The 23,532-nt window shown below is 68.8% G+C and carries 27 protein-coding genes; 7 read left to right on the top strand and 20 right to left on the bottom strand.

What is annotated here, in order from left to right; genetic code table 11:
- Positions 1-5 precede the first annotated feature (5 nt).
- From IE302_RS22520 to IE302_RS22510, 3 genes are all read right to left on the bottom strand, one after another.
- Positions 6-407: an Imm1 family immunity protein gene (locus IE302_RS22520; protein ID WP_191256478.1), complete on the bottom strand. Its 402-nt coding sequence runs from the start codon at positions 405-407 to the stop codon at positions 6-8.
- Between the two features lie 61 nt (positions 408-468).
- Positions 469-909: a hypothetical protein gene (locus tag IE302_RS22515; protein WP_191256477.1), complete on the bottom strand. Its 441-nt coding sequence runs from the start codon at positions 907-909 to the stop codon at positions 469-471.
- Positions 910-936: 27 nt separating this feature from the next.
- Positions 937-2,091, bottom strand: a complete 1,155-nt coding sequence (locus IE302_RS22510) for an MFS transporter (RefSeq protein WP_191256476.1) — start codon at positions 2,089-2,091, stop codon at positions 937-939.
- A 61-nt stretch (positions 2,092-2,152) separates the two neighbouring features.
- Between IE302_RS22510 and IE302_RS22505 the strand changes: the two genes are divergently transcribed.
- Both IE302_RS22505 and IE302_RS22500 read left to right on the top strand, forming a co-directional pair.
- Positions 2,153-3,097, top strand: coding sequence for an ArsR/SmtB family transcription factor (locus tag IE302_RS22505; protein WP_191256475.1), 945 nt, complete (start codon positions 2,153-2,155; stop codon positions 3,095-3,097).
- 33 nt (positions 3,098-3,130) lie between these two features.
- On the top strand, positions 3,131-3,766 hold the full coding sequence (locus IE302_RS22500) for an MBL fold metallo-hydrolase (RefSeq protein WP_191256474.1): 636 nt from the start codon (positions 3,131-3,133) through the stop codon (positions 3,764-3,766).
- On the opposite strand, the gene IE302_RS22495 is transcribed toward IE302_RS22500, so the two are convergent.
- The 4 genes from IE302_RS22495 to IE302_RS22480 all read right to left on the bottom strand — a co-directional run bounded on the left by IE302_RS22495 (position 3,763) and on the right by IE302_RS22480 (position 7,406).
- A complete protein-coding gene (locus IE302_RS22495) occupies positions 3,763-4,914 on the bottom strand; it encodes a DUF418 domain-containing protein (RefSeq protein ID WP_191256473.1) in 1,152 nt (383 codons plus the stop codon). The two genes, IE302_RS22500 and IE302_RS22495, sit on opposite strands and share 4 nt — an antisense overlap.
- A 79-nt stretch (positions 4,915-4,993) precedes the next feature.
- Positions 4,994-5,740, bottom strand: coding sequence for a TetR/AcrR family transcriptional regulator C-terminal domain-containing protein (locus IE302_RS22490; protein ID WP_191256472.1), 747 nt, complete (start codon positions 5,738-5,740; stop codon positions 4,994-4,996).
- Between the two features lie 4 nt (positions 5,741-5,744).
- Positions 5,745-6,461 carry a DUF2334 domain-containing protein gene (locus tag IE302_RS22485; protein ID WP_191256471.1) on the bottom strand — a complete coding sequence of 239 codons (717 nt, stop codon included), beginning with the start codon at positions 6,459-6,461 and terminating at the stop codon, positions 5,745-5,747.
- A 63-nt stretch (positions 6,462-6,524) separates the two neighbouring features.
- The gene (locus tag IE302_RS22480; protein WP_191256470.1) at positions 6,525-7,406 is read right to left on the bottom strand and encodes a phosphoribosylaminoimidazolesuccinocarboxamide synthase; all 882 of its coding nucleotides are present in this window, start codon (positions 7,404-7,406) and stop codon (positions 6,525-6,527) included.
- Between the two features lie 35 nt (positions 7,407-7,441).
- Here IE302_RS22480 and IE302_RS22475 point away from each other — a divergent pair, with 35 nt between their 5' ends.
- Positions 7,442-8,248 carry an SAM hydrolase/SAM-dependent halogenase family protein gene (locus IE302_RS22475; protein ID WP_191256469.1) on the top strand — a complete coding sequence of 269 codons (807 nt, stop codon included), beginning with the start codon at positions 7,442-7,444 and terminating at the stop codon, positions 8,246-8,248.
- On the opposite strand, the gene IE302_RS22470 is transcribed toward IE302_RS22475, so the two are convergent.
- The 10 genes from IE302_RS22470 to IE302_RS22425 all read right to left on the bottom strand — a co-directional run bounded on the left by IE302_RS22470 (position 8,131) and on the right by IE302_RS22425 (position 17,118).
- Positions 8,131-9,018, bottom strand: a complete 888-nt coding sequence (locus tag IE302_RS22470) for an MOSC domain-containing protein (protein WP_191256468.1) — start codon at positions 9,016-9,018, stop codon at positions 8,131-8,133. The two genes, IE302_RS22475 and IE302_RS22470, sit on opposite strands and share 118 nt — an antisense overlap.
- Before the next feature lie 589 nt (positions 9,019-9,607).
- Positions 9,608-10,348: an amino acid ABC transporter ATP-binding protein gene (locus tag IE302_RS22465; RefSeq protein ID WP_191256467.1), complete on the bottom strand. Its 741-nt coding sequence runs from the start codon at positions 10,346-10,348 to the stop codon at positions 9,608-9,610.
- A complete protein-coding gene (locus tag IE302_RS22460; protein WP_191256466.1) occupies positions 10,345-11,103 on the bottom strand; it encodes an amino acid ABC transporter permease in 759 nt (252 codons plus the stop codon). Before IE302_RS22460 ends, IE302_RS22465 begins: the two co-directional genes overlap by 4 nt.
- Positions 11,104-11,886 (bottom strand): ABC transporter substrate-binding protein, encoded by a 783-nt coding sequence (locus IE302_RS22455; protein ID WP_191256465.1) that lies wholly within the window; start codon positions 11,884-11,886, stop codon positions 11,104-11,106. It lies immediately after the preceding gene.
- An 8-nt stretch (positions 11,887-11,894) separates the two neighbouring features.
- A complete protein-coding gene (locus IE302_RS22450) occupies positions 11,895-12,668 on the bottom strand; it encodes an ABC transporter substrate-binding protein (protein ID WP_191256464.1) in 774 nt (257 codons plus the stop codon).
- A gap of 5 nt (positions 12,669-12,673) precedes the next feature.
- Positions 12,674-13,501, bottom strand: coding sequence for a substrate-binding periplasmic protein (locus IE302_RS22445; protein WP_191256463.1), 828 nt, complete (start codon positions 13,499-13,501; stop codon positions 12,674-12,676).
- Positions 13,502-13,793: 292 nt separating this feature from the next.
- Positions 13,794-15,224, bottom strand: coding sequence for an adenylosuccinate lyase (purB, locus tag IE302_RS22440; RefSeq protein ID WP_191256462.1), 1,431 nt, complete (start codon positions 15,222-15,224; stop codon positions 13,794-13,796).
- Between the two features lie 66 nt (positions 15,225-15,290).
- Positions 15,291-15,884, bottom strand: a complete 594-nt coding sequence (locus IE302_RS22435; protein WP_093932430.1) for a TetR/AcrR family transcriptional regulator — start codon at positions 15,882-15,884, stop codon at positions 15,291-15,293.
- 24 nt (positions 15,885-15,908) lie between these two features.
- Positions 15,909-16,613, bottom strand: a complete 705-nt coding sequence (locus tag IE302_RS22430; RefSeq protein WP_191256461.1) for a hypothetical protein — start codon at positions 16,611-16,613, stop codon at positions 15,909-15,911.
- Entirely contained in the window at positions 16,600-17,118 is a 519-nt protein-coding gene (locus tag IE302_RS22425) for a SigE family RNA polymerase sigma factor (protein ID WP_020632335.1), read from the bottom strand. The genes IE302_RS22430 and IE302_RS22425 overlap by 14 nt, the downstream gene beginning before the upstream one ends.
- Positions 17,119-17,253: 135 nt before the next feature.
- On the opposite strand from IE302_RS22425, the gene IE302_RS22420 reads away from it, so the two are divergent.
- The 3 genes from IE302_RS22420 to IE302_RS22410 all read left to right on the top strand — a co-directional run bounded on the left by IE302_RS22420 (position 17,254) and on the right by IE302_RS22410 (position 19,771).
- Positions 17,254-18,270 (top strand): threonine aldolase family protein, encoded by a 1,017-nt coding sequence (locus IE302_RS22420; protein ID WP_191256460.1) that lies wholly within the window; start codon positions 17,254-17,256, stop codon positions 18,268-18,270.
- A 2-nt stretch (positions 18,271-18,272) separates the two neighbouring features.
- Positions 18,273-18,863, top strand: coding sequence for an HAD family hydrolase (locus tag IE302_RS22415; protein ID WP_191256459.1), 591 nt, complete (start codon positions 18,273-18,275; stop codon positions 18,861-18,863).
- Between the two features lie 86 nt (positions 18,864-18,949).
- Positions 18,950-19,771, top strand: a complete 822-nt coding sequence (locus IE302_RS22410) for an SAM-dependent methyltransferase (protein WP_191256910.1) — start codon at positions 18,950-18,952, stop codon at positions 19,769-19,771.
- Positions 19,772-19,809: 38 nt separating this feature from the next.
- Here the strand turns inward: IE302_RS22410 and IE302_RS22405 are convergent, their stop codons facing one another.
- From IE302_RS22405 to IE302_RS22395, 3 genes are all read right to left on the bottom strand, one after another.
- On the bottom strand, positions 19,810-19,995 hold the full coding sequence (locus tag IE302_RS22405) for a hypothetical protein (protein ID WP_037320551.1): 186 nt from the start codon (positions 19,993-19,995) through the stop codon (positions 19,810-19,812).
- A 93-nt stretch (positions 19,996-20,088) separates the two neighbouring features.
- Positions 20,089-21,270, bottom strand: a complete 1,182-nt coding sequence (locus IE302_RS22400) for a pyridoxal phosphate-dependent aminotransferase (RefSeq protein ID WP_191256458.1) — start codon at positions 21,268-21,270, stop codon at positions 20,089-20,091.
- Positions 21,271-21,280: 10 nt separating this feature from the next.
- Entirely contained in the window at positions 21,281-22,183 is a 903-nt protein-coding gene (locus IE302_RS22395) for a TetR/AcrR family transcriptional regulator C-terminal domain-containing protein (protein ID WP_191256457.1), read from the bottom strand.
- Between the two features lie 160 nt (positions 22,184-22,343).
- Between IE302_RS22395 and IE302_RS22390 the strand changes: the two genes are divergently transcribed.
- Positions 22,344-23,528, top strand: coding sequence for an FAD-dependent monooxygenase (locus IE302_RS22390; RefSeq protein WP_191256456.1), 1,185 nt, complete (start codon positions 22,344-22,346; stop codon positions 23,526-23,528).
- Positions 23,529-23,532 lie beyond the last annotated feature (4 nt).

The following is a 23,532-nucleotide window of genomic DNA, read 5'->3' as shown; positions in this document are numbered from 1 at the left end:
GCCGGTCAAGCCTCCGCTGCCCATTCCACACAAGCCGGACGCGCACCTCCGGTGCTCAGGAACTCCTGCGCGGCATTACGTGCGTCCGCCGCGGGTATCTCAGCGTCGTCCGGATACTCGAACTCCGCGCGTCCCAAGTAGTAGATGACCTCACCGTGCTCCGGTAACGGGAAGGCACCGCTCTTGCTGTAGTACTCCTGATCCTCGTCCGCGTAGCGCAGAGTTCCCCGATCCCCGTGCAGGCCCACGGTGAGATCCGGTTTCATGATGTCGCCGTCGACGAAGAGCTGGACGACCTGCGGGCCTTCCAACGCGGCCACGGAATCGAGCACGGCGTCCAGCTCCGCCTCACCAGTGACGATCACGGGCTGATCCGTGTGACCGTGGTAGCACGCCTCGAGAGTCATCCGGGTTCTCCCCTGTAGTAGTCGACGGTTCGCGTGCCGTCCTCTGTCACGCCGTAAACGGTCAGGGTCGCGCCCTCGGGAAGAATGCGTGCGAGCAAGCGATCGCCAACGGCTTCAGACCGATCTCCTTCAGATACGTTTGCACCTCGGCGTGAGTCGCTTCGGCGGGATCACCATCGACACTTTTCTTCTTCCCACTCACGAGGTGTCGCGATTCGGCCTCACCCCGCCCTCGCGCGAACCACAGCCCGTGGGTCTTTTGGCCGGAAGCCGGCTTCACCGGCGGCGGCAATCGAGCACGAAGCCGAGCGATGCGCTCCGAAGGTTCTCCCGCGCCTGGCACCGCGGCCGTGTCCAGGTCTCGCACACCGGCCAAGGCCACGCGGTACTCCGCCAGGGCCTCGATCAGCAGACCGCGGCTTCGCCGCAAAGCGGCGATGGCCCTGGCAACGGCGGTGCTCGCGGCGTGAACGCGAGCGGCCAAGCCGTCGACACCGGCCACCGCCCACCTCCCCGGACGCCCTGACGATCATGGCCCCTGCTCCACGGGAACACCAGATATGTCGCTCGTTGTGACCCTCGTGCGGATCTGCAAACCCACCGCCACCACCGCGGCCCCCACTCCGAGCAGCGGGGCCAGCCAGACCGGCAGCACACCGATCGCCAGCGACCCCAGCCCGAATCCCGAAGCCTGCACGGTGAAGGCCAGCGAGAACCCTTCCGACCGGCGGCGTTCCGGCAGCAGTTTCTGCAGGTTGACCGACGAAACCGCCATCAGCGGGCCGGTGCAGAGCCCGATCAGCGCGACCCCGCCGAGCAGCCCGGCCCAGCCGAATCCGGCCGACACCACGATCCCGCCGAGTACGAAGCCCGCCAGGAACAGCCGCGGGTCGCCGACCTTCCCCCGCGCCGCGTAGAGCGCGCTCCCGGTGATGCTGGCGGCGCACAGCACGACGATGACGATCGCCGTCGCCGAGTCGGGGGCGCCGAGACGCTGGACGAGCGGCAGCAGGCCGACCTCGATGGTCGACAGCAGCAGCCCGACGGTGAACAACCCCGCCAGCCAGGGAACGCAAGCGGCGACGGGGATCGCCTGGCGTTCGACTGTCCTTTGTGTATCACGCAGCACCGTTCGCCTCGGCACGAGCAGGGCCGCGAGCAGGGCGACGACGGCCATCGCGAGTACCGGGACGGCCGGGCCGGACGTCGCCAGGAGCGCCACCAGCAGCGGTCCGCCGACGATGACCCCTTCCATGATCATCGCGTCGACCGAAACGGCGCGGGGCAGTTCGTCTTCGGTCACCGTCGCGGCGAGCAGTGTCCGGAAGCCGCCGTTCAGCCCGCCCGCGACCAGCCCCGGCGGGATCGCCAGCGCGAGCAGCACGAAGTCCGGGGCGCCGGCGGAAGCGACCGCGGCCAGCAGGAACAGTCCCGCGGCGACCAGTGGCAGCAGTACGACCAGCCCGCGGGCGGGGCCGACGCGGTCGAGCAGCCGCCCGGTCGGCACGGCGCCGACCATCTCGGCGGCGACGAAGACGGCCATCATGATGCCGCCGAGCCGGTACGAACCGGTCGTCGCGGTGGTCAGCACGGTGAAGGCCAGCGGCGCCATCGTGGCGGGCAGGCGGTTTAGCTGGACCCCCGCCGACCAGCGCCAATACCCGGTATTTCGGAGCAACGTCATACCGGTGGACGCTGCCGTAGGGACCCTGGCCGGACCATTGATTAGGGAATAGCCTAATCGGATGCTCGAACTGGTCCTGACCGCCGAGAGCGCCCACCGCGTGCGCTTCGGCATCTCGCCGCTCGACGAGACCATGGGCGCGCTGCAGACCCTGCTCGGACGGCGCGGGCATCCGAGTCATCTGCCGTGGCTGCGCGAGGCCGCCGCGAAACTGCCGGGCCTCCCCATCGGCGATTTCGCCAGGGTGATGAGCGCGCGGCACTACATCACCGACTTCCTCAGCCCGCCGCCGAGCGGACCGGAGACCACCGCGTCCGCCCAGCTCGCCGAAATCCGCCGCACGCCTGCGGACCAGGTCGCCCGCGAATTGTCCAAAGTGGACGCGGACCTGAGCGGACTGCCCGAAGACCCGGCCGTGGCGCGGGATCTGCTCGCCGAGCAGATGGAGATCGCCTGGACCGAGCTGGTCGAACCGCACTGGCCGCGGATGCGCCGCTTCCTCGTCGCCGACATCGAGGAACGCTCACGCCGCCTGGCCGCGGGCGGCATCGCGCTGGTGCTGGAGGACATCCACCCGCGTGTGCGGCTCGTCGACGACGTCCTGGTGATCGAAATGAAGGAGCGCGGACGCGTCCACCTCGATCGCCGCGGGCTGCTGTTGATCCCCGGGGTCTTCGCCTGGCCGTCGGTCGGGGTGATCACGATGGAGCCGTGGCAGCCTTCGCTGCTCTACCCGGCCCGCGGGGTCGCCGAACTCTGGTCGGATCCCGAACGCCCGCCCGGCGCGCTCGCGGGAGTGCTCGGCCGGACGAAAGCCGCGCTGCTCGCGACGCTCAATGAGCCCGCGAGCACCACCGAACTGGCCCGCAGGCTGGGCTTCTCCGCGCCGACGGTCTCACAGCATCTGACCGCGATGCGCGCGGCGGGCCTGCTCGACACGCGGCGACGCGGCCGCGAAGTGCGGTACCTGCGCACCGAACTTGGCGACGCCCTGCTCCGGGCATAGTGTGGAAACGACCTACCGCGAAGGAGAACACCGATGCGTATTGTCCATTTTGGACACGCTTGCACACTTCTGGAGACCGAGGGCGCGCGGATCCTGATCGACCCCGGCACCTTCTCGGTGGGGTTCGAAGCCGAACGCGAGCTGGACGCCATCCTGATCACCCACCAGCATTTCGACCACCTCGACGCGGACAGGCTGCCCACGTTGCTGGAGGCGAACCCGGGCGCCCGGCTGATCGTCGACCCGGGTTCCGCCGAAGCCGTGCGGAAGATCGGCGCCGAGTTCCAGGTCGCGAACCCCGGCGACGCCTTCGACATCGGCTCCAGCGGCGTCAACGTCGTCGGCGGCGAGCACGCCGTGATCCACGAGGACATCCCGGCCATCCCGAACGTCGGCTACATCGTCGACCACGGCGCCTTCTACCACCCGGGCGACTCGTTCTTCGTGCCGGAACAGAAGATCGACGTCCTCGGCCTGCCCACCGGCGCCCCGTGGCTCAAGGCGGGCGAAGCCGTCGACTACCTGCGCGCCGTTTCGCCGCGCCTCGCCGTCCCGATCCACGAAGCCGTCCTCGCGCGGCCGCAGATGCACTACGGCCTGTTCGCCAACCTCGCGCCGGAAGGCACCGAGGTGAAGGTGCTCGATGTCGGGGAGCCGGTGAAGCTTTAGCTCCGATAGGCGAGTTTCCGCACCAGGATCTCCGCGGGGCCCCGGTAACCCTTCCGGTGCATCCAGTACGCGACGACGACCGAAAGCAGCCACACGCCGAGTCCGCAGGCGGCCGCCACGAACGTCGGGTCCTTCGCCTGGCCGCCCAGGCCCAGCATGAACGGCGGCGCCAGGATCAGCCACGCCACCGACTGGAACAGGTACGCGCTCAGCGTGCGCTGCCCGAGGGCGGAGATCGCGGTGACGACGAGGCCACGGCGCTTCTTGCCGACGGCCATGCCGATGAGGCCGAACAGGCTGAGGTAGCCGATCGCGCCGAACACGCCCGCTCCCTCGTACAGCGTCTTGGCGAACCCGGCGGTCTCGGCGTCGAACCCGAGGTAGTCGCCGGCGAAGAGGCCCATCGGCAGGGCGCCCGCGATCGCGACACCGAATCCGCCGAACACGCCGACGAGGAGGACCTTCCGGTTCGACTCCTCCAGCAGGCGCTTCTTCGCGGCCCAGGCACCCACCCAGACGAAGAGGATCGACGGCAGCAGGACCAGCGTGATGGACGGCCATTCCACGAGGCGCCCCTGCAGGGCGTCGATGTACGTCGGTGCCAGCGAGGACGCGTCCTCGGGAGACGGGACCGGGGCGCTCCCGGCGTTCCCGCTGAGCACCAGGTACATCAGCACGGCGAGGTAGCAGAGGGCGAAAATCAGATAAAGGCCCGGGAGCCGGTAGAAGCCCTTGCCGCGTCGCAGGAGCAGCAGGGTGACCACGACACCGATGACGCCATACGCGCCGAGCACGTCACCGGAGAAGAACAGCACTCCATCGACGGCGCCGAAGACCAGCAGCCACGCGTGCCGCCGAAGCAGGACACCTCGCGTCCGGGGCCACGACTCTCCCAACGCCTGCTGGCGGTCCGCGAACTGCACCATGCCGTAGCCGAGCATCATGCCGAACAGCGGCAGCGCGCACGCGTGCACGAAGACGAACAGCAGCACGAAGTACGGCCGTTCCAGGCCGTGCGGCGTCTGATCGACTCCCGGCGAGTTCCCCAGGAAGATGCTCGCGGTATGCGCCAGCGCGACCAGCAACAGCGCGAAACCCCTGGCCAGATCCGGTGCGAGCACCCGCTCGCTGGTCGGCAACGACTTCATTGTTCCCCCTTCGAACACCTTTAGTATCCAACGTACACTAATTAGTGTCCGAAGGATATTAAAGACGGGACGAGGGTCGTCAGTTCGCGTCGATGAGGGCGGCGACGCCGTTGAGGACGACGTCGAGGCCGAAGCCGAAGTCGGGGTCTTCGGCCTGGTCGGGCGCGCCCAGCCCGGAGGTCAGGAAGCCCACCGCGTCGGGGAAGCGCTCCGGGTCGATCAGCTCCGCGAGCCCCTGGCCATAGGCTTTTTCGGCCTGCGCCTGGCTCAGCCCGCTGCCCTTCCTGCCTTCGGCGAGCTGGATGGCCTGCGCGCACGCGAGGCGGACATAGCCGCTGACCAGCACCAGGACCCCGCCCTTGGTGCCCCAGTCGAGACCGGTTTCGCGCAGCGTGCGCAGGATCGCGTCCATCCAGGCGACCGCGTGCGGGCCGGCGGGCGGACCGGACAACGGCAGCTCGACCAGCCACGGATGGCTCATCAGCACCGCGCGGTTGGCCTCGGCCAACGTGGTCAGCTCGGCCCGCCAGTCGCCCGTGGACTCCACCTCGGGCGGATCGCCGACGGCGAAGTCGGCCATCAGCTCCAGCAGTTCCGGTTTGGAACCGATGTGGCGGTACAGCGACATCTTCGTGACGCCCAGGTCCTTCGCCACGTTCGCCAGCGTCACGTTCGCGACGCCTTCGCGATCGGCGAGGGCCACCGCGGCCGCCACGACGCTGTCGATGTCGAGCACCGACGGCCTGCCGCGCGTCGCGCGTTCCGACCGGCGCCAGAGCCGCAGCAACGTCGCCTGTGCGTCACCCCGGTCGGCGTCGTCGGTCATCCCGTCAATCTAGTTGCAGCGACTTCGGCCGGGAGAGCGAGCCGTAGGTGGTCCCGAAGGCGCGGTTCTCCAGCGAAACGTCGACGGCGTCGAGGAACGCCTGCCGCAGCCCCGGCCGGGCGAGGTCGGCGGCGTCGATGCCGAGCCGCACGAGCCCGCCGCGGCGCGCGGCCCTGGCGGCGGCCAGCACCAGCGCGAAGCACCGGACGGTCTCCGTCCGGTGCGACGGGCCGCCGAACTCCTGCACCCTGGCGCGCTGAACCTCGCCGGACACCAGGTCCCGCACCGAGACCAGGTCCGCGCACAGCCTGAACCCGTGCTCGCGCAGGGCCTGCACGGTGCCCTCCGACGCGATCCAGCGCGGCGGCGCGAAGCCGTCGACGGCCATGCCGTTGGCGTCGAGCGCCGCCTTCGCCGCGATCAGCCGCAGCCGCGCCTCGTGCGCGGGGAGAGCCGCGAACTCCGCGCGTTTGCCCAGCTGGACGGCGCGGTGGGTGGGGGTGATCCGGTGGTCGTAACCGTGCAGGAGGACGGAGTCGCCGTGCGCGCGGCGGGTCCGGACCCACTCGGTCACCGGTCCCTCGCCGGTCCGGGCGGCGTAGAGCACGGACAACGGGACCTTGCGCCGGTCGAGCTCGGCCGCGAGGTCGGCACAGCGGTGCAACGTCCGGGTGGTCACGCCGGACAGGGAAACCAGCAAACGTGCGTCCACGTTCCCCATTGGGACAGATCGGCCTTGCGCCGGACTGACGACGGAGTGAACGCCGCAGGTCAGCCGGGCGAATCAGGTGGGCCAGTCGTCGAGTGAACAGCCGGTAATGCGTTCGTAGGCGTCGATGTACCTCGCCCTGGTGGCGGCGACGATCTCGTCGGGCAGCGGTGGTGGCTCCGGTCTCTCCAGCCGGTGCCAGCCCGACGCGGGACCGGTCAGCCAGTCGCGCAGCGGCTGCTTGTCGAACGACGGGAGCGGGCTGTCCGGGGTGCGCCCGGCCGCCGGCCAGTAACGCGAAGAATCCGGGGTCAGGACCTCGTCGGCGAGCACGAGGTTCCCGTCGGGATCGACGCCGAACTCGAGTTTCGTGTCCGCGAGCAGGATGCCGCGTTCGGCGGCGAACTCCGCGCCGCGGCGGTACACCGCCAGCGTCGCCTCGCGGACCTCTTCCGCCCGCTCGCGGCCGAGCTGCCCGACGACGTCGGAGAACGCGATGTTCTGATCGTGCGAACCGCGATCGGCCTTGGTCGCGGGGGTGAAGATCGGTTCGGGGAGCCGGGAGGACTCGGTCAGGCCGGGCGGAAGTTCGACGCCGCAGACCGTGCCGGTGGCGCGGTAGTCGGCGTAGCCGGTGCCGGTGAGATAGCCGCGGGCGACGGCTTCGAGGGGCAGCATCGCCAGCCGCCGCACCAGCAGCGCACGGCCGCGGACCTCGGCGGGGATGCGTTCGTCGTCGTAGGAGACCAGGTGGTTGGGGAGGACATCGGAGAGCAGGGAGAACCAGAACACGCTCATCGCGGTGAGCACCCGCCCCTTGTCCGGGATGGGGGTGTTGAAGATGACGTCGTAGGCGGAGATCCTGTCCGAAGTGACGAGCAGCAGATGCTCGTCATCGACGGCGTAGAGCTCGCGGACCTTGCCGGCGGCGATCTTCGGGTATTCGAGCGTCGTCACGGCTGCACCCTAGCGATCAAGGATGATGGCTGATCATGCCGATCCACTGCGTTTCGTTCACGACCGACTACGGGCTGTGCGACGGATTCGTGGCCGCGTGCCACGGGGTGATCGCGCGGATCGCGCCGTCCGTCCGGGTGATCGACGTGAGCCACGGGATCCCTCCGCAGCAGGTCAGGACCGGCGCCGAGGTGCTCGCCCAGACCGTGCCGTATCTGCCGGAAGGCGTCCATCTCGCCGTCGTCGACCCCGGCGTCGGCACGTCGCGGCGCGGCGTCGTGGTGGTCACCGAACGCGGAACGCTCGTCGGCCCGGACAACGGGCTCCTCATTCCCGCCGCCGAAACACTCAGCGGGGTGATAGCGGCGTACGAACTCGCGGCCCCGCAGTACCGCCTTCCGGTGACGTCGTCGACGTTCCACGGTCGCGACGTCTTCGCCCCCGCCGCGGCGCATCTCGCGCTCGGCGCCGACCCCGCGGAATTCGGGCCGCGGGTCGACGACCTCGTACGCCTGCCGGACCCTTTCGTCGCGGTGTTCCCCGGCAAACTGGTGGCCGAAGTGCTCACGGTCGACCACTTCGGCAACGTCCAGCTGGCCGCGAGCCCCGCCGACCTCGAACTGGCCGGGCTGTCCGGCACGGTCTCGGTCAGCAGCGAACACGTCCTGGTGAAAGCGCTGGTCGGCGACACCTTCGGCACGGTGCCGCCGGGCTGGAACGTGCTCTACACCGATTCCGCGGGGCGGCTCGCGGTCGCCGTGAACGGTGGCTCGGCGTCCGCCGTGCTCGGGCTGGGCCCCGCCCAGGAGTGCACGATCACCTCGTCGCCGACGGCCAGCTGACCCGGCCCGGTCACCGCCATCTTGATCCCGAACGAGACCCCGCCCTCGGGTTCGCGCCGGTAGTCGGCGAGCGACCGGATCGGCTCGGGACCGGCCTTCTTGCCGGTCTCCTGATCGACCATCGGCACCGTGCAGCGGATGCAGACCTTCGCGTACCCCAGGTCCAGGCCGCCGACGGTGAGCGCACGGACGTCGTCCTCGCGATGCGGCTCCGGCCAGCCAGCAACGACGATGTTGGGCCGGAACCGGTCCATCGGCACGGCCTCGGCGCCGCGTGACGCGATGCGCTCGTTCAGACCGTCCAAAGAGGACTCGGAAGTGAGCAGGATCGCGTGCGCGTCGGCGAAGGCCGCGGTGCCCGGGACCTCGCCGTTGGTGACGCGCTCGTGCTCCGGCGCGAGCCCGACGAACACCGACGGCAGGCCCAGGACGTCGGAGAACCACTCCGCGGCCTCGTCACCCTGGTGGACGCCCTTGCCCTGCCAGGTGAACGTCGCCGCGGGATGCCGCGGCCCCTCCGTGACCGTTTCGACCAGCAGGTCTTCCGTGCCGGGGGCGGTGAGCCGCAGGCGGGCGCCGCCGTCGGTCACCTCCGCCCCGATCGAGGCCATCACCGGATGCTTCCGCTGGCTGCGGAACTCGCCCTCGGGCGACACGACCATCCAGGCACGGTCGAACCGCAGGCCCGCCGGGGTGACTTCGGCCGTTTCGACCGATGTCCCCGCGCAGCCCTTGACCGGGTAATAGACCAGCTTCGCCACTCTCGCCATGGCCGCAGATTAGCGAGTCACCGGCGTCGGCACCTACGGCATTCCGGCCATGGTCGATCTCGGATCCGGTCCGTGTAGGTCGCCACGTTCGCCCCAGAGACACCAGCTCACCGCAGCCGCGCGTGGGTGACGGGGCCACTCATGAATCGCGAGACTGCTCGCGGTCGTCCAGTTCCGGTGTTGTGAAAGCCACTTTCGCAACCATCAACGTTGCGAAGGTGGCTTTCACAACACGCCCGACCTCGGTATCGCCGCGGACACATCGGTGATGTAGCGAAGGCCTCCTTCCCTACCCTGAAGGTAGTGAAGGCCCCCTTCCCTCGGCTCAGCCGCGTGAAGGGGGCCTTCACGCGCATTGGCGCATTTAGGGGACGAAATGCGACCACCCCGAACCACGGCTCGCCAGGTGCGCGGCCTGCCGAAGGCGTTGTGAAAGCCACTTCTGCAACCATCAACGTTGCGAAGGTGGCTTTCACAACACCGCTTCTCACCGGATCGCCTCGGATCGAGGTGGGCCCGGTGCGGTGGCGCGCTTCCCGCTCACCGCATTCAGAGGACTAAACGCGGCTGGTCCCGGACCGGGCCGGCGTCAGAGCACCTGCGACAGGAACCGCTGCAGCCGCTCGCTCTGCGGAGCGTCGAAGATCGCCTCCGGAGCGTCGTGTTCGACGATCTTCCCGGCGTCCATGAACGCGACCTCGTCGGCAACACTGCGCGCGAAGCCCATCTCGTGGGTGACCACGAGCAGCGTCAGGCCGCGCTCGGCCAGCCCGGCCATGAGGTTGAGGACGCCCTTGACCAGCTCCGGGTCCAGCGCGCTGGTCGCCTCGTCGAACAGCATGACCTCGGGCTCCATCGCGAGCGCCCGCGCGATCGCGACCCGCTGCTGCTGCCCGCCGGAGAGCGCGCTCGGCCGGTACGGCGCCTTGTCGGCGAGGCCGACCTCGGCGAGGCGAGCGTGCGCGATCTCGGCCGCCTCCTCCTTGCCGAGTTTCCGCACGCTGCGCAGCGGCAGTGTGATGTTGTCCAGCACGCTGCGATGCCCGAACAGGTTGAAGTGCTGGAACACCATCCCGACCCGCTGGCGCAGCGCGTCCGGGTCGGAGGAGATGACGCTCTCGCCGCCGAGCAGCAGGTCGCCCGAGTCGGGTTCCTGCAGCCGGTTCACGCAGCGCAGCAGCGTCGACTTGCCGGAGCCCGACGGCCCGACGATGCAGGTCGTGCGGCCTTTTTCGACCTTGAGGTTCACGCCCTTGAGCACTTCGAGGGTGCCGAAGGAGACGTGGATGTCGCGGAGTTCGACGCTGGACGAACGGATGGCGGCGGTCATGACATCGGCACCTTTCCGGTGTTCAGCAGTTCCAGTTCCCCGCCGTCGTCGTCGGCCCGGACCTTCTTGCCGGTGCGCAGCTTCTTGTCGATGAAGTTCACCAGATGCGTCAGCGGCACGGTGATCACCAGGTAGACGACACCGGCCGCGACCAGTGGCGACAGGTTCCCGGTGTTCGCCGCGAGGTCCTGTCCGATGCGGAACAGGTCGCGCTGCTCGGCGAGGAAGCCGAGGAAGTACACCAGGCTGGAGTCCTTGACCAGCGCGATGAACTGGTTCACCAGCGCGGGCAGTACCCGCCGCACCCCCTGCGGGATGACGACGAGCGCCATCGCCTTGGTGTAGCTCATGCCCAGCGCGCGGCTGGCCTCCATCTGTCCTTTTTCGACGCTCTGGATACCGGCGCGGAAGATCTCGCCGATGTACGCGGCGGCGATCAGGCTCAGCGCCAGGATGCCCAGCGGGTAAGGATTCCGCGACAGCGAGGGGATGAGGATCCCGCCGCCCTGCCCGATCACCAGGATGGTCAGGATCGCGGGCAGGCCGCGGAAGATGTCGGTGTACACCCTGGCGGGCCAGCGCAGCCACGCCTTGCTGGACAGGCCCATCGTGGCCAGCAGCATGCCGAGCACGGTGCCGATCAGTGCCGAAAACACCGACAGGATCAGCGTGTTCAGCAGGCCGGTCCCCAGGAGGTCGGGGAAGACCTCCCAGATGTACTCCCAGTTCAGGAAGGTGTTGAGGAAATCGTCCACTTACTTCTGCCCGGCCTTGAACTCCGCGGGCACCGGCGCGTTCGGCTCGAACCGCTGGTGCACCCTTTCCCAGGTCCCGTCGGCGATGACCGCCTTGAGCCCGGCGTTGATCTTGCCCGCCAACTCGGTGTTGCCCTTCTTGACCGCGAAGCCGTGTGGGATGGTCGTGGTGATCGCCTTGACCACCTTGAGTTTCGCGTCCGGGTTCTTCGCCGCGTAGTCCTCGGCGGTCGCCTGGTCGAAGATCGCGCCGTCGATCGCGCCCGACTTCAGCGCGGCGAGGGCGGCGGCGTCCTGCGGGAACCTCACCGCCTGCGCGGTGGGCGCGTTGGCCGCCAGCCAGCTGTCCGACACCGTGCCCTGGACGACGCCGATCCGCTTGCCCGCCAAGGAGTTCTCGTCGGTGATCGCGACGCCCTCGCGAGTCTCGATGCCGAGCGACTGGTAGTTGTACGGCGCCGAGAAGTCGACGGTCTTGCGGCGTTCGTCGGTCTGCGAGATCCCCGAGCTGCCGATGTCGAACTTGCCGTTCGCGACCTGGCTCAGCAGTGTCGAGAACTCCGTGGAGACGAACTCGAGTTTCAGGTTCTGGTGCGCGGCGACGGCCTTCAGCAGCTCGTTGTCGAAGCCGGTGAACACGCCGTTTTCCTGATAGGCGTTGGGCTTCGAGTCGCTGAGAGTGCCGACGCGCAAAGTGCCCGCGCCGGCGTCTTCACCGCCGCCGCACGCCGCCAGCACTGCCAGGAGAGCAGCGCTGACGGCGGCGGCGAGTGACTTCTTCATCGTGATCCTCACGCCTTGAATTGATCCGGCACCGGCGCCGTGGGCAGGAACTTCTCGTGCAGCTTGACCCAGGTGCCGTCGGCGATGACCTGCTTGAGGCCCTCGTTGATCTTGGTGAGCAGCTCGCTGTTGCCCTTCTTCACCGCGAAGCCGTGGGGCACGTCGGTGGTGAAGGACTTGACGACCTTGAGCTTCGTGTCGGTGCTCTCCTTGACGTTCGTCTCGGCGATCGCCTGGTCGAGGATGTAGGCGTCGACGGCGCCGCTCTTCAGCGCGGCCAGCGCCGGGGCGTATCCCGGGAAGCGCACGGCCTGCGCGTCGGGCACCGTCGAGGTGAGCCACTTGTCGCCGACGGTCGCCTGGATGACCGCGACCCGCTTGCCCGACAAGGCCTTCTCGTCGGTGATCGGCGAGCCGTCCTTGGTCTGGATGCTCATCACTTCGAAGTTGTACGGGCTGGAGAAGTCGACGTTCTTCTTGCGCTCTTCGGTCTGCGCGATGGCCGAGCTGCCGATGTCGAACTGGTTGTTCGCGACCTGGCCCAGCAGCGAGGAGAAGTCGGTCGACGCGAACTCCAGCTTCAGGTTCTGCTTGGCGGCGATGGCCTTCAGCAGCTCGTTGTCGAAGCCGGTGTAGTTGCCGTTCTCGACGTAGATGTTCGGCGGGGCGTCGCTCAGGGTGCCGACGCGCAGGGTCTTCTCGGTGGCGGATTCGCCGCCACCGCAGGCGGCGAGCACGGCGACGAGACCGGCGGCCAGTGCGGCGAGCAAGGTTTTCTTCATGACGTTCAGACCCCCGAGTTCTGCACGGGCAGGCCGGGGCCGCCCTGCTCGAGTTCCTTGGGCAGCGGCTCGGTCTTGAAGAACCGAGCGTGCAGGCGGGCGACGGTGCCGTCCGCCACGGCCTTCGCGAGACCGTCGTTGAGCTTCTTCAGCAGGTCCTTGTTGTCCTTGCGGACGGCGAACGCGGACGGCGTGTCCTTGGTCTCGACGGTGTAGCCGAACTCCAGCTGCAGGTCCGGGTTCTGGTCGATGTACTTCTGCCCGATGTCCTTCGGCACGACCCAGCCGTCGAGGCTGCCGCCCTTCAGCTGCGCGAAACCGGCGTTGTAATCGGGGAACCGGACTACGTTGGCGCCAGGCACCTTGCCGCTCGCGAAGTCGTCCTGCACCGACGCCTGCACCACGCCGAGCCGCTTGCCGTTGTAAGCGCCGACGTCCTTGAGGCCCGCGCCCTTCTTGGTGACGATCGAGGTGAACCCGGTGCTGTAGCCATTGCTGAACGCGACGGTCTTCTTGCGGGCCTCGGTGGTGGAGATCGTGGAGCTGCCGATGTCGAACTTGTTGGTGGCGACGGCGGCCAGCAGACCGGCGAACTCGGTGCCGACGAACTCGACCTCGAAGCCCTCGCGCTTGGCGATGTCGCGCAGCAGTTCGTTGTCGTACCCGGTGAAGTTGCCGTTCTCCAGGTAGATGGACGGGGGCGCGTCGGTCAGGGTGCCGACCCGGAGCTTCTGGCCGCTCGTGCTCGCGTCACCCGAGCCACAGGCGGCGAGGGCGAGGGTGGCCGCTCCGGCCGTGACGACGGCGACGATTTTCGACAGCGTGGATCTCATCGCTTCTTCCGTGGGTTCGGCGCGCAAGGCGCGATACAAACACGCCAGGCCGCCTCATGGGCGGCCTGGCGCTCCGGGTTCAGCGATCGAGATTAGGCATTTCGCCCGATCGAGTAATTTCGTCTCAGTATTTGATATCGCGCGACCGGGATCACGCTGCCAGGGCGCCGGCCTGAAGAACTCGCAGCTCACGAGGGTCATCAGGGCGCCCTGCCATCGCGATCCCGGGGCCTAACGGCCAAAACGCGCGACTTCAAGGGATCAAGAGACCTTGGTCACCTAGAGCGACCCTTCAGAGAATCGGTGCCGGCGAGTAGCCCGCGGCCTCCGGGAAACGCTCCAGGATGTCCGAGACCCGGGACGCGATCGCGGCCACCTGGCGCGGCGCGACACCGGTGAACGAGATCCGGTCGGCGAGGAGTTTGTCCAGCTCACCGCGGTCGAGCGGGATGCGCTCGTCGGCGGCGAGACGGTCGAGGAGGTCGTTCTCCGCCAGCCCCTGCTCCCGCATCGCGAGCGCGACGCCGACGGCGTTCTCCTTGATGGCCTCGTGAGCGGTTTCACGCCCGACACCCGCCCGGACCGAGGCCATGAGCACCTTGGTGGTCGCGAGGAACGGCAGATAGCGATCGAGCTCACGTCCGATGACCGCGGGGAAGGCCCCGAACTCGGCCAGCACCGTGAGGAAGGTCTCCAGCAGGCCGTCGAGCGCGAAGAACGCGTCGGGCAGCGCGACCCGGCGGACGACGGAGTCGGACACGTCGCCTTCGTTCCACTGGTCGCCGGCGAGCTCGCCGATCATCGACAGGTAGCCGCGCAGCACGACGGCGAGCCCGTTGACCCGCTCGCACGAACGCGTGTTCATCTTGTGCGGCATGGCCGACGAGCCGACCTGACCCGGCTTGAAGCCCTCGGTGACCAGCTCGTGGCCCGCCATCAGCCGGATCGTCTTCGCCAGGCTCGACGGCGCGGCCGCGAGCTGGACCACGGTGGACAGCACGTCGAAGTCGAGCGAACGCGGGTACACCTGGCCGACGCTGGTGAACACGTTCTCGAACCCGAGGTGGGTCGCGACCCGCGACTCCAGTTCGTCCAAAGTGGACTCGTCGCCGAGCAGGTCGAGCATGTCCTGCGCGGTGCCGACCGGGCCCTTGATCCCGCGCAGCGGGTACCGGGCGATCAGGTTTTCGAGCCGGTCGAAGGCGACCAGCAGTTCGTCGGCGGCGGTGGCGAACCGCTTGCCCAGGGTCGTCGCCTGCGCGGCGACGTTGTGCGAACGGCCCGCCATCACCGTGTCGGAGTGCTCGACCGCGATCGAGGCGAGCCGGGCCAATACCGCGCCGACGCGGCCGCGCACCAGCTCCAGCGAGCGCAGCACCTGCAGCTGCTCGACGTTCTCGGTGAGGTCACGCGACGTCATGCCCTTGTGGACGTGCTCGTGCCCGGCGAGCGCGTTGAACTCCTCGATCCGGGCCTTCACGTCGTGGCGGGTGACCCGCTCGCGCGCGGCGATCGAGTCGAGGTCGACCTGCTCCAGCACGCGCTCGTAGTCGGCGACGACACCGTCCGGTACGTCGACGCCGAGGTCGGCCTGCGCCCGGAGCACGGCGAGCCAGAGCTCACGCTCCAGCACGACCTTGCGTTCCGGGGACCAGAGTCCGACCAGCTCAGGCGAGGCGTAGCGGCCGGCGAGCACGTTGGGGATGCGGGGCTTGTCCGTCACGCGGCCAGACTAACCCGCCGCATTTCGTCCTCTAAGTGCGCCTGAAACGCGAAGGAAGAAAAGCGGTCAGGCGAGGGCGGCCTGCAGCATCCGCGCGGCGGCGGCCCTCGGTTCCGGGTCGACCTCGATCAGCGCGTTGACCACGGCGCCGTCGACGAGGGCGACCAGCCGCTCCAGTTCGGCGGCGTCCACCGGGGTGCCGGAGCGCGCGAAGATCTCGTGGAGCAGTTCGTACAGCTGCGCGGACAGCGTCCGCATCAGCGGCCGAAGGTACGGACGGCGACCGGTGCCGACGAGGCGTTCGTACCGCAGGAGGACGGCTTCGGCGTCGGCCTCGCGATCCGGGCGGAGCGGCCCGAGGAGCATGTCCAGCACCAGGTCGACGGTGGCCTCGACACCGCGGTTGCGGGTCGCCAGCTCTTCGAGGCGGTGCCGTCCGGTCTCCAGTTCCTGGTTCGCGTGGTGCTCGACCGCGGCGGTGACGAGTTCTTCGAGCGAATCGAAGTAGTACGTCGTCGAAGCCAGCGGCAGTCCGGCGCGTTCGGCGACCGCACGGTGCCGCACGGCATCGAAACCGCCCTCGGCCAGCAGCGACGCGGCGGCCTCGATGAGTTCGGCACGGCGTCGCTCACCCTTCGGCGTGGTCGCGGCGGCGGTCATGACGGGCCATTTTGCCAGGCGCTGTCAGTAGCGGGTCGCGAGCACGCCGACGAAGCCATCGACGTCGGTCTGGGAGAAAGCGGGCTTGCCCGAACCGTCGCCGAGGCTCACCACGATCACCAGCGATCCCTTGGCGGTGGTCCGCCGTGCCTCGGCCGCGCCCGCGGGCATGGCCGGGACGGACGCGCCCGCCGGATAGACCGCGGCGGAAACCGCGCCGCCCGGCACCTGGAACCCCGCGGACCTGGCTCCCGTCGAACAGATGTCGCCGGGCGTCGACTTGGCGACATCCACGGGGACCGGGAGCTCGCCAGCGAGGGCGGTGGCGAGCTCCCGGTCCACCTGGTCGCACCCGTAGGTGCCTTCGGCCGACATGCGGCCGGTCTTCTCTGGCCCGTCGCCCCCCTGCTGAGGCGGCGGGTTCGAGAAGTTCGAGGACTCCCCGCTGTCAAGAGGACGTGCGGACGCCGCCCCGGGTTGCCCCGCGGAAGCGGCTTCGTCACCGGAGTTGGCCGCGGTCCCCATCTGGAGCTCGGTTCCGCCGAGCACGCCGAACATGCCCACTCCGGCCAAGACCAAAACCACCACACTACAGGCCACCGCGATACCGTTTCGGCGTCGAGCAGTGGCGCGTTTCGAGGCGCGGACGACGTCGGCGGTGTCGAAGGTCGGCGACGGCGAGTCGCCGGGGGCGTCACGGAACAACGCCTTCAGCTCATTCTCGTCCATCCCGTGCCACCTCCTCCTTCTCCATGACCTGCCTGAGGTTCGCCAGCCCGCGCGCGGTCTGGCTCTTCACGTTCCCTTCGCTGCAGCCGAGCACTTTCGCCGCCGCGCCGACGTCCAGCCCTTCGAAGAACCGGAGTACCAGCACGGCCCGCTGCTTCGGCGGCACCTCACGCAGCGCGGCCAGCAGGTCTTCCCTGGTGACGACCTGTTCGCCGAGGTCGAAGCCGTCCTGCGGCGGTTCGGGCAGCTCTTCGGTCTGCCACTCCCGCCGCCACGGCCGCCTCGACTCGTCGATGGCCGCCCTGACCAGCGTCTTCCGCACGTAGGCGTCGGTCGCCGCCCGTTCTCTGATCTTCTTCCACCTCCGGTGCAACGCGACGAACGCCGTTTGCGCGAGGTCGTCCGCGCGATGCCAGTCACCGCAGAGCATGTACGCGGTCCTGCGCACGGAGTCCCGCTTCGCGGCGAAGTACTCCGCGAACTCTTGTTCGTCGCGCTGGTTCACGCGGTTTGTGTCTCCGCTCTTGCCTCGTCGGTGGGTAGGACGGAACCGGGGGCGTCCACGGTTGCATGAGCGGGCGCGACGGACCAGCCGGGGAGGAGATTCATGGCGGGCCCGTCGATGTGATGTGATCGTACCGTGACCTCGACGATCGATTTCCGCTCCGACACCGTGACCCGACCGGACGACGTCATGCGCCAGGCCATGGCGAACGCCGAGGTCGGCGACAACGTCCTCGACGGCGACCCGACCATCGGCGCCCTCGAACAGCGCGCCGCGAAGCTCCTCGGCATGCCCGCCGCGCTCTGGACACCGACCGGCACCATGGCGAACCTCATCGCGCTGAGCCTCCACCTCCAGCGCGGCGACCGGTTCCTCGCGCCGCGCGGCTCGCACGTGATCACCGACGAACTCGGTTCCGCCGCCTGGCTCGCGGGCGGCATGCCGGAGCCGCTGGAACACGACGCCGGCCCCGGACGGCCGACGCCGGAAACGCTTTCGGCCGCGATCGGCGTCCCGCGCGGGCCCTACTACGCGCTGCGCACCCCGTTGCTGTGCCTGGAGAACACGCACAACTCGGCGGGCGGCGCGATCACCCCGCCGGACGAGCACGCCCGGCTGGTCGCGGTGGCGAAAGAGGCCGGGCTGACCGTGCACCTCGACGGCGCCCGCATCTGGCACGCGTCGGTCGCGCTGGGACTTCCCCCCGCGGCGCTCACGGTCGGCGCCGACACCGTTTCCGCCTGCTTCTCCAAGGGACTCGGCGCACCCGTCGGCTCGGTGGTGGCGGGCAGTCACGAGTTCGTCGAGAAGGCGCGGCGGATGCGCCAGATGCTCGGCGGCGGCGTCCGCCAGGCAGGCGTGCTGGCCGCGGCGGGACTGGTCGCGCTGGACCGCATCGGCGACCTGGCCGAGGCGCACGAGAACGCGACGCGGCTCGCGGCCGGCTTCGCCGAGCACGGCTGGGAGGTCAACACCCCCGAGACCAACATCGTGCAGGTCACCGCTCCCGACCTCCAAGGCAGGCTGGAGTGGCTGGAGGGGCTCGGGATCCGGACGCTGCCCAGCTCGGGCAGGATCCGGTTCGTGACGCACCGGGACCTCTCGGCGGCGGACATCGAAGAAACCCTTCACCGCATCACCACCGGGGGCTGAACATGAACTGGATCGTCTTCGACTACGGCGACGTCATCAGCGAGCACACCGACGCGCTGCCCACCCTGGCCAAGGCCTTCGGCCTCGAACTCGCCGACTTCGAGCCGCACTACTGGGCCGAACGGGACAGGTACGACTCCGGCGGCTCGGACCTCGAGTACTGGCAGAGCGTCGGCCGCGCGCTGGACGTCCCGGTCGACAAGGCCTTCGCCGACGAACTGACCCGCATCGACGTCACCGGCTGGACGCATCTCGAACCGGACGTGCTCGAACTGCTGGAAGGACTGCACGAGGCGGGCGCGGCGCTCGCGCTGCTCTCCAACGCGTCGTCGACCTTCGGCCGCTGGGTGCGCGAGCAGGAGTGGGCGGGCCTGTTCCGCGTGAAGCTCTTTTCGGGCGACCTCGGCTGCATGAAACCGGACGAGAAGATCTTCCGGATCCTGCTCGCCGAACTCGGCGCCGAACCGGCCGACTGCCTGTTCTTCGACGACCGTCAGTCCAATGTGGACGGAGCGCGGGCGATCGGGATGAAGGCCGAACGCTGGGTCGGCGTGACAACAGCGCAATCCGCCTTCGGCTCTTCGGAGGAATAAATCACCCTCGTCGTTCATCCGCTTACCTGCGGTGAAGCGGATGACCTACGCTGGACACGTCCAAACCGATCATCCGGTAGGTGCCCATGTCAGCGGATCAGCGCCCGTTCGTGCCGGTCGACTTCGACCGCCCGAGCATCGCGCGGGTCTTCGACGCGCTCTTGGGCGGCCAGGACAACTACGCGGCCGACAGGGCGGTGCTGCGCCAGATCCTGGAGCTCGCGCCGGAATCCCAGGTCATGGCCAAGGAGGTCCGGCACTGGCTCGTCCGGACGGTGCGCTACCTGACCGACCGGGAAGGCATCGACCAGTTCCTCGACCTCGGGTCCGGCTTCCCCGCCGTGGAGAACACGCACCAGGTCGCGCAGCGGTACAACCCCGAGGCGCAGGTCGTCTACGTCGACCACGATCCGGTGGTCCAGGCGCACGGACGGGCGATCCTCGCGGCGAACGACTTCGCGCACATGCTGGGCGCCGACCTGACGCAGCCCGCCGAGGTCATCGAGGAGCTCGTCCGCACCCACCGGCTGGATTTCGACCGGCCCGCCGGGCTGATCCTGTGCGCCATCGTGCACCACATCCAGGACCTCGACGAGGCCCGGAAGGTCGTCCGCGCCTACGTCGACGCGCTCGCCCCGGGCTCGTACGTCGTGCTGCTGCACCAGCACAACCCCGCCGACGGCTCGGAAGCCGCCGACCTCGCGACGTCTCTGGAGAAGCGCTTCAACGGCACGGGGCTGGACACGCTGTACCGCACTCGTGAGGAGATCGAGTCCTTGTTCGAGGGACTCGAACTCATGGAACCCGGGCTGACCTACCCGCATCTGTGGTGGCCGGACGGGCCGCGCTTCACCCCGCTTTCGCCCGTGAACCTCACGTCGCTCGGCGGGGTGGCGCGCAAACCCTAGCGTTCAGCGGCCGGTTTCGGCAGCTCGGTTTCAGCAGCTCAGCGGCGGAGCTGCTTCGGGGTGCCCTTGCCCTTGATGGCGCCATAGGCGGCCGTGCCGAGGAAGACCGCACCGCCGATGACGGCGATCCAAAAGACGGCCTTCACGAGGAAACCGAGCACGGACCCGAGCACCATGAAGGCCACCCAAGCCAGCAGCAGCCCGCCGACGATCTTCCAGAACATGGCATCCTCCGATTGCCTCACCGTCGCCCGAGCGGGCCCGGTGAGTCCAGGTTGTCAGGCGGAACTCGCGAGCGCCTTCGTTCTGCTCAACGTTCAGGGTGAATTCGGGGTTCCCCCTGACCGTGTGAGCCAGTCTCCCAGCCTGCGGACTCCCTCGTCGATGTCCTCGCGCGAGCCCGCGAAGGAGAACCTCACGAACCTGCCGCCGTCGACGGGGTCGAAGTCGATGCCGGGGGCGATCGCGACGCCGGTTTCGGCGAGGAGGCGCTGGCACCAGCTGAGGCTGTCGTTCGTGTACTCCGAGACGTCGGCGTAAGCGTAGAAGGCGCCTTCGGCCGGTGCGAGCTTGTCGATGCCGATGCCCTTGAGGCCGTCGAAGAGCACGTCGCGGTTGGCGCGGTAGCGCTCGACGTGGCCGTTGGCCTCCGCGTACGACTCCTCGGTGAACGCGGCGGTCGCGGCGTGCTGCGAGACCGCGGGCGGGCAGATGGTGAAGTTGCCGGTCAGGACGTCGATCGCGCGGTGCAGCCGCTGGGGCGCGAGCATCCAGCCGAGCCGCCAGCCGGTCATCGCGAAGTACTTGGAGAACGAGCCGAGCACGAGCGCCTCGTCGCCGTACTGCCAGGCGCAGTCGAGCTCGCTGCCGTAGGAGATGCCGTGGTAGATCTCGTCGCTGATCAGCTGCACACCGCGTGACGCGCACCAGCCGCTGATCGCGGCGAGTTCACCCGGAGGCAGGACGGTGCCGGTGGGATTGCTCGGGCTGGCCACGATGAGTCCCTTGATCGGGCCCAGTTCGTCGAGCAGCGCGACGGTCGGCTGGAAGTTCGTCTCCGGCCCGGTGGCGAACTCGACGACCTCGCAGCCGAGCACCTTCAGCAGGTTGCGGTAGGCCGGGTAGCCGGGGCGCGCCATCGCGACCCTGTCGCCCGCTTCGAAGGCGCTGAGGAACGAGAGCAGGAAACCGCCGGACGAACCGGTCGTCACGATGACGTCCTGCGGGCTCACGTCGACCGGGTACGTGCGGTTGTAGTGCGCCGCGATCGCCTCGCGCAGTTCGGGGATGCCGAGTTGTTCGGTGTAGCCGAGGTGGTGGTCCTTGAGCGCCCGCTGGGCGGCTTCGAGCACCGGCCGCGGCGCCGGCGCGGACGGCTGCCCCGCGAGCAGGGGGACGAGATCGCCGTGGCTGCGCTGTCGCGCCTGTGCCGCCGAAAGGACGTCCATGACGTGGAACGGCGGGACGTCGGAGCGCGCGGCGGGACCGGGGAAGGACATGTGAGTGAGGCTAACTCGCCTTCGCCAGGAGAACCGCGTAGCCGTCGAGGAGCCGCTGGAGGCCGAACTCGAAGAGCGTGTCGAGGTCGTAGTCGAACGGGGCACGCGAGACGACACCGGCGAAGTTCGGGAAGCGGCCTTCGGAGACCAGGTCCCAGAGGATCGGTTCGTGGACGGCGAGCCAGGCGTCGGCCGAGACCGCCGTCCCGGATTCGCTCTCGGCCTCGGCCTCGAAGTTGAGGGCGATGCCGCGGACGTGGTTGAAGATCGTGATGTGCGCGTACATGATCGTCGACGCCGGGAGGCCGTGACCGTCGAGCGCGCGGGTGGCCCAGTCCGCGTGGCTGAGCAGGTTCGGCAGCGGCTGCGGGCGGGTGATCGAGAGTGCCTGCGCGAGCCAGGGATGCCGCCGGAACAAGGCCCACTGGGCCCTCGCCATCAGCTCCAGCTGCGCCCGCCAGCCCGGCGGCGGTTCGGGCGGGAGGCGGATCTCGCCGAGTGCCGTGTCGGCCATCTCGAGAACCAGCTCCTCCTTCGCGGTGACATGGCGATAAAGCGCCATCGTCGCGACGCCGAGGCCGGACGCGACGCGCCGCATCGACAGCGCTCGGATGCCCTCGGCGTCGGCGATCCGGATGGCGGCCTTCACCACCCGCTCGCGTGACAGCTCCGTCTCGGGCTTCGGCGTGGCTTTCCGGGTGCGGCTCGTGACCACCGTGCCCGCGCCGGGTCTCGCGACGACCAGGCCGTCCCGTTTGAGCGTGGCGAGCACCTTCGTCGCGGTCGCCATCGCGACACCCCACTCCGCGATGATCTGCCGCGTCGAAGGGACCTTGTCGCCTTCACGCAGCTCACCGGCGACGATCCGGTGGCGGATCTCGGCGGCGATCCGCAGGTAGGGCGGCTCGGCCATCGTCGCCTCCTCAAGGTAGTGCACCTGGCCTTGTTCCGGCTGCCGCACTACCTTAATCGCACTAGTGCACTGGAGTAAATCAAGTCGATTTCCTGGGCTTCTTCCGATGCGCTCCTACGTTGTACGCAGTGCTTCACAACACCGTACACAGGGAGTTCGGATGCGGAAGGTCCTGATTTCGGGCGCGGGAATCGCCGGTACGACGCTGGCGTACTGGCTGCGCCGGCACGGTTTCGCGCCGACGGTCGTCGAGCGGGCTCCAGCACCCCGGGTCGGCGGGCACGCGGTCGACATCCGCGGCACGGCGCTCGGCGTCGTCGACCGGATGGGCGCGCTCGGACGCCTCCGGGAGCTACGGACGGACATGCGCGGTATGTCGTTCGTGAACGGCGCGGGCAAGACGCTGGCGAAGGTCACCGACCACACGCTGACCGGCGGGCTGACCGACAGCGAGGACGTCGAGATCCTGCGGGACGACCTGACGGAGACGCTGGCGTCGGTCGCCCGGGACGGCGTCGAGTACGTCTACGGCGACTGGGTCACCGGGATCGCGCAGCGGACCGACGGCGTCCGGGTCACCTTCGCCCGAGGGGAGGCGCGGGACTTCGACCTCGTCGTCGGCGCGGACGGCCAGCACTCGGCGGTGAGGTCGCTCGTTTTCGGTGCGGAGAAACAGTTTTCGCACCACCTGGACACCTATCTCGCGGTGTTCACCGTGCCGAACTTCCTCGATCTGGACCGCTGGCAGACCTTCCACATGACACCGGGGAAGCTGGCGGGCCTGTACAGCGCGCGGAACAACACCGAAGCGCGGGCGATGCTCGGCTTCCAGTCGCCGGAACTCGACTTCGACCGGCACGACCTCGATCAGCAACGAAAACTGATCGCCGACCGATTCCCGGGCCAGGGCTGGGAAGTGCCGCGACTGCTGCGGGAAATGACGTCGAGCGAGCTGTACTTCGATTCCATGACCCAGATCCGGATGGACCGGTTCACCGAAGGGCGGGTCGCCCTGGTCGGCGACGCGGGCTATGGGCCGTCGCCGCTTTCGGGACAGGGCACCAGTTTGGCGCTCGTCGGGGCCTATGTGCTCGCCGGCTCCCTGACTTCTTCACCGGATCATCGCGCCGCTTTCGCTTTGTACGAAAAGGAAATGCGACCGTTCGTACGGCAGAACCAGGCGCTGGCTTCACTGAATCAGAAGAAGCAGACCAGGTTTCGGCAATGGAAGCAGATCCAGTCGTTGCGGGTGCTGCCGTATCTGCCGTTCCGGGACCGGGCACTGAAAGCGGCGATGCGGCCGCTGACGGAAGCGGCGAACGGCCTGGTACTGAAGGACTATTGAGGGT

The sequence above is a fragment of the Amycolatopsis oliviviridis genome, assembly GCF_014654365.1.
In the GTDB taxonomy this organism is placed as follows: domain Bacteria; phylum Actinomycetota; class Actinomycetes; order Mycobacteriales; family Pseudonocardiaceae; genus Amycolatopsis; species Amycolatopsis oliviviridis.
Note: the sequence above shows the minus strand (reverse complement) of the source record. Positions and strands in the feature narration are given on the sequence as shown.

What these genes read in the sequence shown, in the direction of transcription:
- IE302_RS22405 (WP_037320551.1), bottom strand. Translation starts at nt 19,995, where the DNA reads ATGTTCTGGAAGATCGTCGGCGGGCTGCTGCTGGCTTGGGTGGCCTTC.
- IE302_RS22390 (WP_191256456.1), top strand. Translation starts at nt 22,344, where the DNA reads ATGCGGAAGGTCCTGATTTCGGGCGCGGGAATCGCCGGTACGACGCTG.
- IE302_RS22465 (WP_191256467.1), bottom strand. Translation starts at nt 10,348, where the DNA reads ATGACCGCCGCCATCCGTTCGTCCAGCGTCGAACTCCGCGACATCCAC.
- IE302_RS22495 (WP_191256473.1), bottom strand. Translation starts at nt 4,914, where the DNA reads ATGAAGTCGTTGCCGACCAGCGAGCGGGTGCTCGCACCGGATCTGGCC.
- IE302_RS22415 (WP_191256459.1), top strand. Translation starts at nt 18,273, where the DNA reads ATGAACTGGATCGTCTTCGACTACGGCGACGTCATCAGCGAGCACACC.
- IE302_RS22490 (WP_191256472.1), bottom strand. Translation starts at nt 5,740, where the DNA reads ATGACCGACGACGCCGACCGGGGTGACGCACAGGCGACGTTGCTGCGG.
- IE302_RS22520 (WP_191256478.1), bottom strand. Translation starts at nt 407, where the DNA reads ATGACTCTCGAGGCGTGCTACCACGGTCACACGGATCAGCCCGTGATC.
- IE302_RS22395 (WP_191256457.1), bottom strand. Translation starts at nt 22,183, where the DNA reads ATGGCCGAGCCGCCCTACCTGCGGATCGCCGCCGAGATCCGCCACCGG.
- IE302_RS22500 (WP_191256474.1), top strand. Translation starts at nt 3,131, where the DNA reads ATGCGTATTGTCCATTTTGGACACGCTTGCACACTTCTGGAGACCGAG.
- IE302_RS22445 (WP_191256463.1), bottom strand. Translation starts at nt 13,501, where the DNA reads ATGAGATCCACGCTGTCGAAAATCGTCGCCGTCGTCACGGCCGGAGCG.
- IE302_RS22455 (WP_191256465.1), bottom strand. Translation starts at nt 11,886, where the DNA reads ATGAAGAAGTCACTCGCCGCCGCCGTCAGCGCTGCTCTCCTGGCAGTG.
- IE302_RS22510 (WP_191256476.1), bottom strand. Translation starts at nt 2,091, where the DNA reads ATGACGTTGCTCCGAAATACCGGGTATTGGCGCTGGTCGGCGGGGGTC.
- IE302_RS22400 (WP_191256458.1), bottom strand. Translation starts at nt 21,270, where the DNA reads ATGTCCTTCCCCGGTCCCGCCGCGCGCTCCGACGTCCCGCCGTTCCAC.
- IE302_RS22485 (WP_191256471.1), bottom strand. Translation starts at nt 6,461, where the DNA reads ATGGGGAACGTGGACGCACGTTTGCTGGTTTCCCTGTCCGGCGTGACC.
- IE302_RS22430 (WP_191256461.1), bottom strand. Translation starts at nt 16,613, where the DNA reads ATGGACGAGAATGAGCTGAAGGCGTTGTTCCGTGACGCCCCCGGCGAC.
- IE302_RS22505 (WP_191256475.1), top strand. Translation starts at nt 2,153, where the DNA reads ATGCTCGAACTGGTCCTGACCGCCGAGAGCGCCCACCGCGTGCGCTTC.
- IE302_RS22475 (WP_191256469.1), top strand. Translation starts at nt 7,442, where the DNA reads ATGCCGATCCACTGCGTTTCGTTCACGACCGACTACGGGCTGTGCGAC.
- IE302_RS22410 (WP_191256910.1), top strand. Translation starts at nt 18,950, where the DNA reads ATGTCAGCGGATCAGCGCCCGTTCGTGCCGGTCGACTTCGACCGCCCG.
- IE302_RS22470 (WP_191256468.1), bottom strand. Translation starts at nt 9,018, where the DNA reads ATGGCGAGAGTGGCGAAGCTGGTCTATTACCCGGTCAAGGGCTGCGCG.
- IE302_RS22450 (WP_191256464.1), bottom strand. Translation starts at nt 12,668, where the DNA reads ATGAAGAAAACCTTGCTCGCCGCACTGGCCGCCGGTCTCGTCGCCGTG.
- IE302_RS22435 (WP_093932430.1), bottom strand. Translation starts at nt 15,884, where the DNA reads ATGACCGCCGCCGCGACCACGCCGAAGGGTGAGCGACGCCGTGCCGAA.